This is a genomic window from Paraburkholderia sp. UCT31 (genome assembly GCF_014397655.1).
Taxonomy (GTDB): Bacteria; Pseudomonadota; Gammaproteobacteria; order Burkholderiales; family Burkholderiaceae; genus Paraburkholderia; species Paraburkholderia tuberum.
Window position 1 is genome coordinate 76,804 of record NZ_VZQP01000026.1, and the last position, 14,161, is coordinate 90,964.

Annotated in this window: 13 protein-coding genes and 1 pseudogene; 11 read left to right on the plus strand and 3 right to left on the minus strand. The window is 60.8% G+C overall.

What is annotated here, in order from left to right; all coding sequences use genetic code 11:
- The first annotated feature begins 38 nt into the window (after positions 1-38).
- From F6X40_RS22220 to F6X40_RS22240, 5 genes are all read left to right on the plus strand, one after another.
- The gene (locus F6X40_RS22220) at positions 39-908 is read left to right on the plus strand and encodes a branched-chain amino acid ABC transporter permease (RefSeq protein WP_184033934.1); all 870 of its coding nucleotides are present in this window, start codon (positions 39-41) and stop codon (positions 906-908) included.
- A 53-nt stretch (positions 909-961) separates the two neighbouring features.
- Positions 962-1,855, plus strand: a complete 894-nt coding sequence (locus F6X40_RS22225) for a branched-chain amino acid ABC transporter permease (protein WP_260330577.1) — start codon at positions 962-964, stop codon at positions 1,853-1,855.
- Positions 1,852-2,601, plus strand: coding sequence for an ABC transporter ATP-binding protein (locus F6X40_RS22230; RefSeq protein ID WP_184069373.1), 750 nt, complete (start codon positions 1,852-1,854; stop codon positions 2,599-2,601). Before F6X40_RS22225 ends, F6X40_RS22230 begins: the two co-directional genes overlap by 4 nt.
- Complete coding sequence (locus F6X40_RS22235) at positions 2,598-3,326, plus strand: ABC transporter ATP-binding protein (protein WP_187629236.1); 729 nt, start codon at positions 2,598-2,600, stop codon at positions 3,324-3,326. The genes F6X40_RS22230 and F6X40_RS22235 overlap by 4 nt, the downstream gene beginning before the upstream one ends.
- Before the next feature lie 245 nt (positions 3,327-3,571).
- Complete coding sequence (locus F6X40_RS22240) at positions 3,572-5,173, plus strand: APC family permease (RefSeq protein ID WP_187629237.1); 1,602 nt, start codon at positions 3,572-3,574, stop codon at positions 5,171-5,173.
- A 377-nt stretch (positions 5,174-5,550) separates the two neighbouring features.
- Here the strand turns inward: F6X40_RS22240 and F6X40_RS22245 are convergent.
- Positions 5,551-5,685 (minus strand): annotated as a pseudogene (locus F6X40_RS22245) (ubiquinol-cytochrome c reductase iron-sulfur subunit); the annotation flags it as partial.
- A gap of 230 nt (positions 5,686-5,915) precedes the next feature.
- On the opposite strand from F6X40_RS22245, the gene F6X40_RS22250 reads away from it, so the two are divergent.
- From F6X40_RS22250 to F6X40_RS22270, 5 genes are all read left to right on the plus strand, one after another.
- Complete coding sequence (locus F6X40_RS22250; protein WP_187629238.1) at positions 5,916-6,647, plus strand: YfdX family protein; 732 nt, start codon at positions 5,916-5,918, stop codon at positions 6,645-6,647.
- A 375-nt stretch (positions 6,648-7,022) separates the two neighbouring features.
- Positions 7,023-7,346 carry a DUF1840 domain-containing protein gene (locus tag F6X40_RS22255; RefSeq protein WP_187629239.1) on the plus strand — a complete coding sequence of 108 codons (324 nt, stop codon included), beginning with the start codon at positions 7,023-7,025 and terminating at the stop codon, positions 7,344-7,346.
- 719 nt (positions 7,347-8,065) lie between these two features.
- Positions 8,066-9,229 (plus strand): MFS transporter, encoded by a 1,164-nt coding sequence (locus F6X40_RS22260; RefSeq protein WP_187629240.1) that lies wholly within the window; start codon positions 8,066-8,068, stop codon positions 9,227-9,229.
- 95 nt (positions 9,230-9,324) lie between these two features.
- The gene (locus F6X40_RS22265; RefSeq protein WP_184050100.1) at positions 9,325-10,617 is read left to right on the plus strand and encodes a chloride channel protein; all 1,293 of its coding nucleotides are present in this window, start codon (positions 9,325-9,327) and stop codon (positions 10,615-10,617) included.
- A gap of 43 nt (positions 10,618-10,660) precedes the next feature.
- Complete coding sequence (locus F6X40_RS22270) at positions 10,661-11,320, plus strand: hypothetical protein (RefSeq protein WP_187629241.1); 660 nt, start codon at positions 10,661-10,663, stop codon at positions 11,318-11,320.
- A 457-nt stretch (positions 11,321-11,777) separates the two neighbouring features.
- Here F6X40_RS22270 and F6X40_RS42455 read toward each other — a convergent pair whose 3' ends face one another.
- Together F6X40_RS42455 and F6X40_RS22275 are read right to left on the minus strand one after the other, a co-directional pair.
- Positions 11,778-11,909 (minus strand): hypothetical protein, encoded by a 132-nt coding sequence (locus F6X40_RS42455; RefSeq protein ID WP_262421505.1) that lies wholly within the window; start codon positions 11,907-11,909, stop codon positions 11,778-11,780.
- 180 nt (positions 11,910-12,089) lie between these two features.
- Positions 12,090-12,995, minus strand: coding sequence for an NmrA family NAD(P)-binding protein (locus F6X40_RS22275; protein WP_187629242.1), 906 nt, complete (start codon positions 12,993-12,995; stop codon positions 12,090-12,092).
- 238 nt (positions 12,996-13,233) lie between these two features.
- On the opposite strand from F6X40_RS22275, the gene F6X40_RS22280 reads away from it, so the two are divergent.
- Positions 13,234-14,145 carry a helix-turn-helix domain-containing protein gene (locus F6X40_RS22280; RefSeq protein ID WP_187629243.1) on the plus strand — a complete coding sequence of 304 codons (912 nt, stop codon included), beginning with the start codon at positions 13,234-13,236 and terminating at the stop codon, positions 14,143-14,145.
- Positions 14,146-14,161: the final 16 nt, after the last annotated feature.

Consider the following 14,161-nt stretch of genomic DNA (forward strand, 5'->3'; position numbering starts at 1 on the left):
GGACATCGGAAGCGGACGTCGGCAGCACAGGTAACGGTATGACGCAACTGATCCTGTTCAACGTTTTCAACGGTATCGTCATTGGCGCGTTTTACGCGTTAATGGCGCTTGGCCTGTCGCTGATCCTGAATCTGAGCGGTGTCATCAACTTCGCGCACGGCGGATTCCTGGCAATTGGCGCTTACCTCGCCTACACGATCATGCCGTATGTCGGCTTTTGGGCGGCGCTTGTTATTGCACCCTTGCTGACGGCTGCTATCGGACTGCTGATCGAGCGGGTACTGATTCGCCCGCTGTATGGAAGAGATCCCCTATACAGTCTGCTGCTCACGTTCGGGCTCGCGTTTCTGCTGCAGGACGGTAGCCGCTATATCTGGGGGCCTCAGACATTGCCGTACCAGATTCCGGACGCGCTGAACCAGCCATTGACGTCCTCGTTCTTCTTTCTAACGGGCTATCGTGTGTTCATGGTCGTACTGGTTGTGATCGTCGTGGCGGCGCTCTTCATGTTCCTGAAGTTCACTCGATCCGGCATTCGTATCCGCGCTGGTGTCGGAGACCTCGAAACGGTCGCGACACTGGGCGTGAATGTACGGTGGCTTCGCAGCATGAATTTCGGCCTCGGCATCTTTCTCGCGGGGCTGGCTGGCGTACTGGCAGCCGGCATGCTCGGACTGCAACCGACCATCGGTGATTCGCTCATCATGCCGAGTTTCGTTGCGATCATCGTCGGGGGACTGGGCAGCCTGCCGGGTACGCTGCTCGGCGGCATTCTCATTGGCGTCGCTTCTGGCCTGACTTCTGTCTTTTTCCCGTCCGCGACCGAAGCGGTGATTTACGTCCTGATGGGGCTAGTGCTGCTCGTACGTCCGCGCGGACTGCTGGGTGAGGAAGGGAGGGTCCAGTGAGATCATCACTGCAACTCGCGGGGAATGCGGCGGTCTGGCTGGCGCTCGCTGCCATGCCGTACTGGATCACCTGGCTCGGCGGCTATACGGCACTTGGTACACGCGTAGTAGTAATGGCATTGGCGGCGATGGCGCTCAATTTTCTGCTCGGTTTTACTGGCGTGTTGTCGTTCGGTCACGCGGCATATTTTGGTCTCGGCGCGTATGGCGTTGGTATGACGATCCGTTATCTGGTGCCGAATACGCCGCTTGGTATCGTCATTGGGGTCGCGGCCGGCACGCTGGCGGCGGCGCTCATCGGCGCGCTGATTGTCAGGCTTCGGGGCGTCTATTTCGCGATGGCGACGATCGCATTCGGCCAGGTGTTCTACTTCGTCGCCTTTCGCTGGAACGCCGTGACTGGCGGCGACGATGGACTCTCCGGATGGCATCGCATGCCTCTCCACTTTGGCCAGCAGAGAATCGACATTCTTGGCAACAGCACCGTGTTTTACTATTTCGTTCTGCTTTGCTTTGCCGTGTCGGTTGGCGTCATGACTGCGCTGTTGCGCTCTCCGTTTGGCCGTACGCTTCTGGCGATACGCGAGAACGAAAAGCGGGCGCGCTTCCTCGGGCTGCCGGTGGAGCAGCATATCTGGCTGTCGTTCGTGATCTCCTGCTTTTTCGTGAGTTTTGCCGGTACCTTGTACGCGCTGCTCAATAACTTCGCCGATCCGCATGATCTGCGGTGGGACCAGTCAGGCGATTTTGTGATCATGGCCGTGCTGGGGGGAATGCGCTCGTTGTGGGGACCGCTGATCGGCGCGGCCGTCTTCGTGCTGGTTCAGGATTACATCTCCACACGGACTGAGAACTGGATGTCGTTTATCGGCCTGCTGTTCATCCTCGTCGTTCTGTTCTTTCCCCGTGGCGTGCTGGGCATCCGGACGGGCGGGGTGCGTTCATGAGCCTGCTCGTAGTCGATCACGTATCTCACCGGTTCGGCAATCTTCGCGCGGTTAGCGATGTTTGCCTGACTGTGGAAGCCGGTGAGCTTCGCGCGGTAATTGGGCCTAACGGTGCAGGAAAGACGACGTTCTTCAACCTGATCAGTGGGTTCTTTCCGCCTACGTCGGGGCGTATCGTGTTCGACGGACGCGACGTGACCCGGCTTGCGCCTCATCGCCGCGTTGCCATGGGAATGGCGCGGACCTTCCAGATTACGGAAGTTTTTCCTGAGTTGTCCGTTCGCGATAATCTGCGGATTCCGGTCGAACTTCGGGCCGGGCACAGGCTCTCGCCGTGGCTATCGAGGGCGGCGCGCACGACCGTCAACCAGCGGCTGGAAGAATTGCTCGTGCTCGGCGGACTCGAGCAGCGTGCGCGCCGGTTGGTGGGTGAGCTGTCGCTTGGCGACCAGCGAGCCACGGAAATCATCATGTCGCTCGCACTCGAACCCAGGCTCCTGCTCCTCGACGAACCGACCGCGGGGATGGGAGATCAGGAAACCTACGACGTGACGCAACTGATACGACGCCTGCACCGCGATCGATCGCTGACGATGATTCTGATCGAGCACGACATGCGCGTCATCTTCCAGCTGGCACAGCGCATCATGGTGCTCGCCGAAGGCAGGATTCTGGCAGAAGGAACGCCCGAAGAAATCACCGGCAATCAAGCCGTGCAAGCAGCCTATCTGGGAACAGCAAAATGAGTGCCCTGGTTGCCGAGGGACTGCAGACCTGGTATGGCAAGAGCCACATTCTGCATGACGTATCGGTGGACGTTGACGACGGCCAGATTGTCGCCCTGGTAGGGCGCAACGGCGCCGGCAAGACGACAACCATGCGAAGCCTGATGGGATTGACCCGGCCACGCGCGGGAAGGGTGAACATTCTAGGCCGCGAAACGACCGGCTGGCCGCCAGACCGGGTCGCGTCGCTCGGTGTCGGATATGTGCCGGAGGGGAGGCGCATATTCGCGGGTCTCAGCGTGGAAGAAAATCTGCTTGTGCCCAACGGGCGCACCGGTCCTTGGACGATCGCACGTGTGTTTGAGCTTTTTCCCCGGTTACGCGAGCGTCGGAACAGCAAGGGCCGGCAACTCTCCGGAGGGGAGCAGGAAATGCTCGCGATCGCACGCGGCCTGCTGCTCAACCCACGCGTACTGCTTCTCGATGAGCCGTCTCAAGGTCTCGCACCGTTGATGGTGCAGGAAGTGTTTGAAGTTATCGTCAGAATGCGCGCCGAAGGCATGTCGGTGCTTCTGGTTGAGCAGAACGTTCGAGCGGCTGTCGAGATTGCCGACGCGGCTTGCGTGCTGGACGATGGTCGGGTCGTTTTTTCCGGATCCGCGCGAGAACTTGCGCGCGACGAAGCTCGCGTGCGTACTCTGGCCGGGGCCAGTGCGAGCGATTGGCGCATGCTCGACGATGCTTGAATCGCATGAAGCCATGCCACGAATCTGAAATGGCACAGTGTGAACTAACGCTCGTCGAAGCGCACAGGCATTTCCAAGCCCTTTAATTGTCGCTTCGGTTCACGGCGGGGATTTTATCGCCGTCTTTGCGGTCGAAGCGTTCAGGGTGAGCCGTTCATGTATGACGGTGCGCGGATGCGCACCGCCTCTTTCGCGCAACGCCGGTTCAAAAACCGAACTTCGGGGCAGGCGCAAGGAGACCAGAAATGAGCACGATTTCCGACCTGACGCTATCGGGCAAACTGCGTCGCGATGCTGGGATAGTGGGGTTGCTGTTCGCAAGCACCACTAGCATGATTGGTTCAGGGTGGCTGTTCGGCGCCTACCATGCATCGAGAATAGCCGGTCCGTTGAGCATAGGCAGTTGGGCGCTTGGCGCTGTCATCATCATGCTGATTGCGCTATGTTTTGCGGAGCTTGCCGCCGTTTTTCCTCGTAGTGGGGCGCTGGTTCATATGAGCCACGCGAGCCATGGCGACGGACTTGGAAGGTTGTGGTGCTGGCTGCTCTTCCTCGCCTATGTCCCGGTGCCTGCAGTCGAAGCCGAAGCAATCGTCACTTATGCAAGCAACTATCTGCCATGGCTAATCCGTCCTGGCTCCGCCGGGGTGCTGAGTTTGGCGGGCTTCTTCGTGTGCGCCGGTTTGCTCGGAATCACCGCGCTGCTGAATCTGATGGTGATCAGATGGCTGCTCAACGTCAATTCAACCATTACGTGGTGGAAAATTCTGGTGCCGATACTGACCATCGTCGGCTTGATGGCAGCGAGCACCCACTGGGATGTCGTGCGTGCGGCGCCTGACACCTACAAGCTCTCCGGCATGTTCACGGCACTTCCCGCAGCAGGTATCGTTTTCAGCTATTTGGGCTTCCGTACTGCGATCGACCTCGGCGGCGAAACGGCCAATCCACATCGCGACATTCCGCTAGCCGTGATTGGCTCGGTCGTGCTCGCTGCAGTGGTTTACATCATGTTGCAAGTGGCCTTTATCTGGGCGCTGTCGCCGGTCGATCTCGCGCACGGATGGGCACACCTCAGCTTCAAGGGGGAAATGGGACCGTTCGCTGGACTTGCCGCGACGCTCGGGCTCGGCTGGATGGCGACGCTTCTATATATCGACGCCTATATATCGCCTGGCGGCACGGGGCTGATGTATGTAACCGGCGGATCGCGCGTCCTCTTTGCTACGGGCGAAATGGAGGCAGGTCCCCGCGTGCTGACAAAGCTGAACCGCAACAAGGTGCCATGGCTGGCGGTTCTCGTGATGTGGGTCGTTGGCACCATTTTCCTGCTGCCGTTTCCTGCATGGCAGAAGATGGTCGACTACATTACGTCGGTTACGGTGCTGACATATGGTCTTGGTCCGGTCGCGTTGCTGGTGTTGCGCCGTAACCTTCCGGAACTGCATCGTCCATTTCGCATGTGGGCCGCGCCCGTGCTGGCGCCAGTCGCATTTATCTGCAGCAACCTCGTAATATATTGGACTGGCTTTGCAACGAACACCTTTCTGTTTGCGCTGGTGGCGATCGGTTTCGTACTCTACGCGGCGTATTACCACATCGTCTTGCGCAAAGCTGCGAAAGACTTCGGCTGGAACAACATTGCGTGGCTGTTGCCGTGGTTTGGGGGCATCTGGTTATTGTCGTGGCTCGGCGGCATCGGTGGCGGACTCGGTGTGATCGGATTCGGTTGGGACATTCTTCTAGTGGCGCTCTGGAGCGTGATCGTGATGAGGCTCGCAATGCGCTGCGCGTTGGGCGTCGAGCAGACGCGAGCAATGATGGAGCGAATGGACGCGACGAGTTGACTGGCAACGCCATCGTTCAGCGAAGGAGGAGTCAACGGAAGCTCTATCCGTTAGCGGGGCGCTTGAAGGGACTACCCGAGTACCCGCCTGAACTGCAAGCCAGACTTCCAACGGTGAGATCTGGTCAGGGAGTCGCGCTCATGTAATGAGCGGGGATCGAGCAAGACTTGTCTAACCGGAAGCGAAGGGCAGAATGAGCGCCCTCTTCATGCATACCCCACCGTTGTCGAGCACGGCAGACCACCGCAGCAGTGGCGGCCAGCGTGCACGCTCTCTTTGTTCGCCCTCCACGACAGTCGGACTCGGCGCCTCGGACGCGTGCGGTGGTTGGAACGCGATGCGCTGCAAGTAAGAAGGTTGTACGGGCTCATGCCTGACTATGCCTCGCCTTGTTCATCTTTCCCGATAGTAACGGTAGTGGAAGACGCAAACATGTAGCGGGGCACATCAAGATTCTGGGGGGCGGGTTTGTCCCTGAACACACGGCCGGCCAGGTCATATGTCGAGCCGTGATGCGAACGTAACTGGCGAGGTCCGGTTCTCCGCACTACCCAGTACTGCCGCCTTGCGTCCGGATGGCTCATTCTTAAGCGTCCTTTAAGCACCAAGGCCTAGCTTTAAAGCGTCAACTGTTCGAAGTTCAAGCCCTGTGAAAGTCTCGCATGCCATATGCGCCGCCGATGTGAGCGCGCAAGGCCGCATGCGACGTCTGGAACTGGACACTCGCTTAGGAGAATGAACCATGAAAAGGCATCAGGTTATCGCTGTCACGTGCGCGTTGCTCTCCGCCGCCTATTGTGGTGCGACCGTGCAGGCCGCCGAGTCCCCGCGGACCGTCGCGTCGGACATGGGCAAAGTCTCGGGGAAAGGAAACGAGGCCTTCCAGCAGATCGAACTTGCGCGACTCGCAATCTTCAACGGTAACGGTTCGGAGGCCGCCACGCTTGTAAAAGCCGCCCAGAAATCACTGCAGGAAGCGCAGGCTGACAATACTGCTTTTACCAAGGCTGAAAAAGACTTGAAACTTCCACCCACGGCTTCCAGCGCGACGCATGTCCAAGCGGACGTCGCTCGCGCTTCGCAGGAGCTGATGTGGCTTCCAGTTGGCGCTGACGTAACTATCACCGACAATCTCGCCCAGTCTTCCGAGAAATCCAAAGCGGTGGCATCCGCGAATGAGCACATCAAGCAAGGTCAGCGGGATCAGGCGCTCAACGCCCTGAAGGTCGCGAATATCAACGTTGCCTACACCATGGAACTCGTTCCGCTAAAACTGGTGATCGCGGACGTCAATGACGCTGCGAGGCTGATCTCTCATCACCAGTACTATCAGGCAAATGACGCGCTCCGGCAGGCGGTGGCGAGCGTGCGGTATGACTGGGTCGACCTGGACGCCATTCCTCAGCACGCACAAACCGCACAAATGGCTTCGAAGCCTGCCGAGCATCCCGCCTCGTCCGCGAGCGCACGATGAATCTGTCCGCGATGCCAAAGCGTCCCTGGCGGTACAGAGGGACAATTTAGCGTTAGCTTATTCTGAAGGGGCATCACGCCCCCAAAGAGCAGTCGATCATGGCATTTATTGCCTCCGCTTATGCCACAACACAACGAGCGTCGTGCGCAGCTAATGAGCGCTTCCCGCGAGTTAGATTCATGTCGTCCTGCCTGTTCGCCGGTAGGGTATGGTCCCCGCATCTGATCTTTATATAGCACAATGTGCTACATTGGCCTACACTTTGGATATCGGGATTCGCGCAAGCCTCGTTGCTGGTTATAAGCGTCGATTGCATCAGGCGGCCGTCTCGGCGGCCGTCGCAACGGCACAGTTGTCCTTCGCGGAGAGGTCTGTATGCTTGTTACGTTCAAGTGCCGTTCAACTCCGGACGTCGTCATGCTGCGGAACCTCGCGGAATATCTCCTCGCAGCCATTGGTAAGCAAGTCGCCACTCGTGGCGTCATCAGCCACGACGAACTGGGTACGGTGATAACGCGACTTGAACGCGCTATGGAAGTTCAGGCACGCACTGAATTAGCCCTCAACGTCCTCCATCACGTGCCGAACGACCATAGTTCAAACAGTGCGGCCGCGACCGTCGAACATCGCGCCTGGCCATTGCTCGACATGATGCGCGAGGCCCATCGCCATGGCGACGATATTCTCTGGGGTATTTAGACCGTTGGAGCGCTGCGGCGCAGGCGCACGTCTTCGTTATCGCCAGACAACGCCGATGCCCTTGTCAGCGCAAGGGCGTTCCAGGGGATAGACGCGATAAGTCTGCAGATGCGACCTGACGTTCAAAGGATCATCGTCGCCACGCGCATCGAACCCGGCGCCGACGCATCATTTATTAGCGACCTGCCGCATCGGACCAATAATTCTCGACATGTCGCGAAGCTAAATGATTGCGATCCGACGTAATCTGCGCGAGCGGTAAATCGCGCGTGCCCTTCGTCGTGCGGCCGTAGGACGAGAGGTCTGGCCGCATCCGAACCGCTTCCGGGAGCGGGAGCCCTCGCGGCGCTCAGGGTTCCAATGACCGTCTGGGGATCGTTGAAGGCCGCATAAAAGAGCGCGCGGTCCCAGATCACCAGGGTCTCAAGCAGCACGCCGGCGGCGGTGCCGCGCGCGACGCGAGCGAGGGCTCACGGGCCGGGTTTTAAGTTTCGTTTAAGTTTTCGCGTCTAAATTCCGACAAATGTCATGTCGTGCCATAATATTGCGCCAGGCTTTCAGCGGGTGCGCCGCGGAATCGCGTGACTTCGACGTGTCCTCAGCTTGCCGGTCAAGCACGTCCGACTGCAGCATCGGCAGCTATCTTCACCCAGCGACTGCTGGGTTTTTTTTTACACGATATGAGCGCAACTTCCACATCGGCCACTTCCCGCTCGCGCATGAGTGCGCTCGAGCTGCGAGCGACGCTGTCGCTCGCAGCGATCTTTGCACTGCGCATGCTCGGTCTCTTCATGATCATGCCGGTGTTTTCGGTGTATGCGAAAACCATTCCCGGCGGCGACAATCTCCTGCTGGTCGGCATCGCGCTGGGGGCGTACGGCGTCACTCAATCGCTTTTCTATATCTTCTACGGCTGGGTTTCCGACAAGGTTGGCCGCAAGCCAGTTATCGCGACGGGTCTCGTAATATTTGCGATCGGCAGCTTCGTCGCCGCGGGGGCGCACGATATTGTGTGGATAATCGTCGGTCGCGTGATCCAGGGAATGGGCGCCGTTTCCTCCGCGGTGCTCGCTTTTATTGCCGACCTCACTACCGAGCAGCACCGCACAAAAGCAATGGCGATGGTGGGTGCCTCGATCGGCATTTCTTTTGCGGTGGCGATCGTGGGTGCGCCTCTGGTGTTCCACTGGCTCGGGATGAGCGGCCTGTTCTCGCTGGTCGGCGCGCTCTCGATTCTCGCGGTGGGCGTGGTGATCTGGGTCGTGCCGGATTCGCCGAACCGGCCCGTCCACTTGCGGGCGCCATTTGCCGAAGTGCTCCACAACGTCGAACTGCTGCGCCTGAACTTCGGCGTGCTCGTACTGCACGCCACGCAAACGGCGCTGTTCCTTGTGGTGCCTCGCCTGCTCGTCGACGCAGGGCTGCCGGTCTCGTTGCACTGGAAGGTCTATCTGCCGGTCATGGGTATTGCGTTCGCCCTGATGGTGCCGGCCATCATTGCCGCGGAGAAGCGGGGGAAAATGAAGGCCGTGGTCGTCTCTGCAATCGGTCTGATCCTCATTGGCCAGCTATTGCTTGGCTCGCTCGAACATACACTCGTTATCGTGCCCGCCGTGCTGTTCGTGTATTTCCTCGGCTTTAACATCCTCGAAGCGTCGCAGCCCTCGCTCGTCTCGAAGCTCGCGCCGGGCGATCGGAAGGGTGCGGCCACGGGCGTGTACAACACCACGCAGTCGATCGGCCTTGCCCTCGGCGGCGTGGTTGGCGGCTGGCTTCTAAAACACAATGGCGCGAACGCGGTGTTTTACGCGTGCTCCGGGCTCGTATTGTGCTGGCTCGCAATCGCGTTCAATATGAAGGTTCCGTCACCGCGGAAAGCCTGAGTCGCGCTTCCGGCGCGAAATGCAGCCGGTGAGGGCGTCGCCGGAAAAAACCCAGAAGAAAAACAGGGGAACAGATCGTGCGCATTCTCGCGCTGATGGACCGTCGAAAGCTGCAGCGCATCAACCGGTTATGGCTCCACTATGGCGTGTTCTGGTTGGGGGCGATCGCCGTAGGCCTGGTCGCGGTGCTTTACGCGAAGCTGATCGATTTCGGCTACGCTGTGTTCCTTCGCTATGCGGCTGACCGGTTCTGGCTGCCTCTGATTGTGGCGCCCGCAACAGGCGCCGTTACGGTGTGGCTTACACGGCGCTTCTTTGACGGTTCCGAGGGCAGCGGTATCCCCCAGGTGATCGCCATGCTGCACGGGCCGAACGAACTCGGGCCACGGCTGCTTACACTGCGTATTCTCGTTGGGAAGATTCTGGTCTCGTTCCTGGCCCTGCTCGGTGGCTTTACCATCGGCCGCGAAGGTCCGACCATTCATGTTGGCGCCGCCCTGATGTTCAGCCTGAGGCGCTTTTACCCGAGGCGTTTTCTGGCGATCCGGCCGGGCGTGCTGGAGCGCAGACTCGCGCTCGCGGGTGCGGCCGCCGGTTTGTCGGCGGCATTCAATGCTCCGCTCGCAGGCGTGGTGTTCGCCATTGAGGAACTCATGCGCAGCTTCGAGGAGCGCGCGAGCGGCGTGCTGATCACGGCAATCATCTTCGCTGGCGTCGTTTCACTTGGGCTTCAGGGAAACTATGTGTATTTCGGCACGATCGATATCGGGTCGGGATTGCCCCGATGGATCAGCCTCGCCGTAGTGCTGATCGGTGTCCTTGCGGGCGCGCTAGGGGGATGCTTCTGCTGGCTGTTGCTCAACACGAAGCGCTGGATGCCCGAAGTTCTGCTCGAACTGCGCGTGAAGCGGCCTGTGCTATTCGGCGCGCTATGCGGCCTGGTCATTGCGGTCGTCGGCGTGAGCGCAAATGGCCATACATTTGGCAGCGGCTATGCCGAAGCGCGGAGCATGCTGGAAGGCAGCGCGCATGTCAGCGCGGCATACCCGCTCCTGAAGATGGTCTCGATGGTGGGATCGTATCTGCCAGGCGCGCCCGGAGGCCTGTTCGCCCCGTCGCTCGCGATCGGGGCTGGCATCGGCAACACGGTTCACATGGCGTTCTCGCAGATCCAGCTTCCGATGCTCATCGCGCTCGGCATGGTCGGCTATCTGGCGGCGGTCACCCAGAGCCCAATCACGGCGTTCGTGATCGTCATCGAGATGATCAACGGGCACGCGCTCGTTATCTCGCTGATGGCCACGGCGCTCATCGCGAGTCGCGTCTCGCGCTTTTTTGCGCCACCGCTGTACGAGGCGCTCTCGGAGCGTTATCTGCGCAAGCCGTGAGGCAAAGGCGACGGTAGGTCGAACAGACATCGACGGAGTTCATATGGGGATCGCAGACAGAATCGAAAAGCGTCTATTGGGCATGGCGCGCGTGCTATGTCTCATCGCGCTAGTTGGCGCCATCCTGGCGATGATCGCATTAATGTTTGCGCTTGGCGTTCCGAGGACGGCAGCTGTTATCACAGATCCGCCCGTCAGCGCGAGCGAGGTACTCTCTTCGATAGCGGGTTCGGAGGCGGCCAATGACGGTCTGAAGATCGGCAGCGCGAACGGCAACGCCATGGCGGATGTCGCTGGCGCCGCGGGATTAACTATCCCCGCTCCGCTTAATGCCCTGTTGAACCAGAATAATGCAAGCCAACCGCTGCTCAAGGCGTGGCTCGAGCGTATTCCCCAAGCCGACCGACAGCAGTTCCTGGATGAACTGTCCGACGTTGTCGCGGCTGCCGGGCAGCACGCTGCTACGTGGGAATGGGACAACCGCGAGCGGTATGTTGCAGCGGCCATGGATCAGTATGCCCGTGTCAAGATTGGGCGGATTGATGCGGCCCAAAGCGCCGTTCAGGCGGCAGAGGGCAAAAACGCTCAGTTCGGTTCGTCGCTGGGAATTCTTCTCGCGTTGACAGGTTTCCTGACTTTGCTGCTACTGCTCACAGCGATCGAGCGCAATACGCGTAACAGCGCGGTGAAAAGACAGGAATGACCTGGCGCGACTTGAGATGGGATGCCGATGTAAGGTGTTTTCTGTTGCACCAGCTGTTCTGAACCGGCGCCGGCGCGAACCGAAGCTTGCCGGCGGAATGTCACAGCAGACCGATCGTAGCTAGCGCGGCTACGTAGCGGCGCTGCATTAAGACCTCAGTTCGTGGTTGTACCTTAAAAGTCGTCGTTGTGGTCAGAGAAACTCGAACCGTGGCTCAGGGTTGATCGCGTTGAAAAAGGCCGTGACCCGACTGTATCGCTGACGGTATCAACCTCTCAGTGGTCCGGCGTAAGCTTTGGCGTAGGGTTGCACGAGAAGGCTCGCCCGCGTCACCATTTCGACGAGAACGAGTAAACCGGCTCGATAAGCGGGTTGGTGGCGGCTTGCGGCGCGGTGCTTGCCACCAGGCCGGCACCCTCAGCGCCGCTTGACCCGCCCGCGGCTCATGATTGAGAACCTAGAACATGCTGAAATCGTCATTGCTGTCGGGAATCTTGGCGAGCAGGTCGGCAAGCGCGCGCCAGCCCATGAAGCTCGATAGCGTTATCGCTACGCGCAGCCAGCGCTCGGCGCGTGAGCTCGAGTGCATTGACGGTGTTGCCTGTGTTGACGCTACGCACTGCATCCGTCGCAGTGCATTTTTCGTTGATCTGGCGTCGATCGATGCGCGAAGCAACGGGCAGGTCTGCATGCTATCTCTCCAGTGTTGAACGCCTTCGACGCTGTTCGCGCCGCGCCACGCCGTCCGCTTGCCCTACATCCAAGCGGATCACCGCGCCGCCGCTGCCGTACCGGCCACGCCCGATAGCAGCGCCCTCAACTCCTGTCGCAACGTGGTGGCGCCGAAGCGTCGCTCGCTGATATTCGCCTCGACGTCGATGCGTCCAGCGTTGTGCGCGTCGTACAGATCGACGATCAGTTGGGCGTGCCGCTCGCCGAGCCCGGCGCCGCGCAGCACGGCACTCCATTCGTCGCGCGGCACCCGGTGGGCGATAACCGGCCGCCCGGACAGTTCCGCCAAGGTACGCGCGACGTCGAGCGCGCTTACCCGCTCTTTCCCTTCGATACTGACCACCCGTGGCGTCGCGCGCGAAGGCCCTTCATCGAGCAGCAACTGCGCGGCAAGCTCGCCGACGTCCTGCGCCGCGACGGTCGGAAACACCTTGTCGAGCGGATCATGCAGACTCGGCAGCGCGCCCCGGCCGAGCGCGACCGGCAGCACGCGTGCCCAGTTCTGCATGTGCTCGGCGGCGCGCAACAAGATCAGCGACGACGCGACGGTGCGCAACTGCGTTTCGAGGTAGTGGAACAGCGTCGTGATGCCGGTGCCATCCGCGTGCTCGGCGCCGTAGTCGGACAGCGCGAGGAGCCGCGGCGGCGCGCTCATGCGCAAAGCCGCGACGCCCGCGTCGATGATGCGCCGCATCGCGGCCGCGGGATCGTCGTGCGCTCGCGGCACCGGACAGAGCCATTGCACTGCCTGCGCGCGGTCGATCGCGCGCGCGACCAGCTGTGGGTCGTTCAGGTCGGCGATCGCGATCTCGCAGCCGATTGCCGCGAGCGCTTCGGCTTGCGTTGCGTCGGGCACCACCGCGCGTACCTGGTGGCCCGCGCGACGCAAGGCGGTTGCGCTCGCGTGTCCCACGTGACCGGTCGCTCCGAAAATGACGAACACGTTGTGCTCCTTTTGAGGATCGCTATGACGTGATGGTAGGGACGCGGTGCTCGCGAGGCGCTCAGATCTGGATGACTTTGCGCAGATCTGGATGATTTTTTACGCCGATGCCGCGCAGGTCGCGCGAGTCGCGTTGGCTGTTCGCGAGCTACGAAATTCCGTCACGCCGGCGAACCTGCCAAAACCGCCGCACAATGCAGGCATCTCGCCGTCATTCAGCTCACTCAGGAGACAAGCGATGAACGCCGTCACCCCGATTCCCGCGCCTGCGCCGCACAGCGGCTCGCGCATCACCGTGCGCACGAGCACGGCGCTTGGCTGGCAAGGCTTCGGTGCGGAGCTGGTCAACGTGTCGGCCGGTTTGCATCGGATGCCCGCGTTTCGCCATCATCGCGTGGGCGTGCACGTTGGTGCGCCGGTGACTGCGCGCTGTCTGTGCGATGCGCGCCGCCATACGCGGATTCAGGCGCACGGCGACGCCGACGTGATCCCCGCGGGGCTCGAAGGTCAGTGGAACGATGACGCCGCCTGCACGATTTTCAGCGTCTGGTTTGCAGAGGACTTCGCGCGACGGACCGTCGAGCAACTCGCGTTGAACTCGGCCGACGCGCAGCTGCGCCCGCGCTTCCAGATGCGCGATCCGCGCTTTCAGCATCTCGCCTGGGCGCTGCGCGCGGAGCTCGAAGCGGACGACGCGTCCGATCCGCTCTACGCCGAAAGTCTGTGTACGGCGATGCTGGTGCGTCTGATCGGCGTCGAACCCATGCCGGGCAACCGGCGGCGTACGCTCGCGCCGCGCACGGCCGCACGTATGATCGAGTTTATCGACGCGCATCTCGATCAGCGTCTGACGCTCGACGAGCTTGCCGCGCAGGCGCAACTGAGCGTGCCGCATTTCAAGGCGCTGTTTCGCGACACGCTCGGTGTGCCCGTGCATCAGTACGTAGTTCAGCGCAGGGTCGAGCGCGCGCGAACGCTGTTGCTGCAAGGACGCCTCAGCGCAAGCCAGATCGCGCTCGAAACGGGCTTTGCGCATCAGAGCCATATGGCGCACTGGATGTCGCGTTTGCTCGGTGCAACGCCGCGTGAACTGCGCGGCGCCGCGCGCGATGACGCGGCCATGTCGGGGCAGGAGAAGACACGACGTTGATGCGCGAACGGCGCGG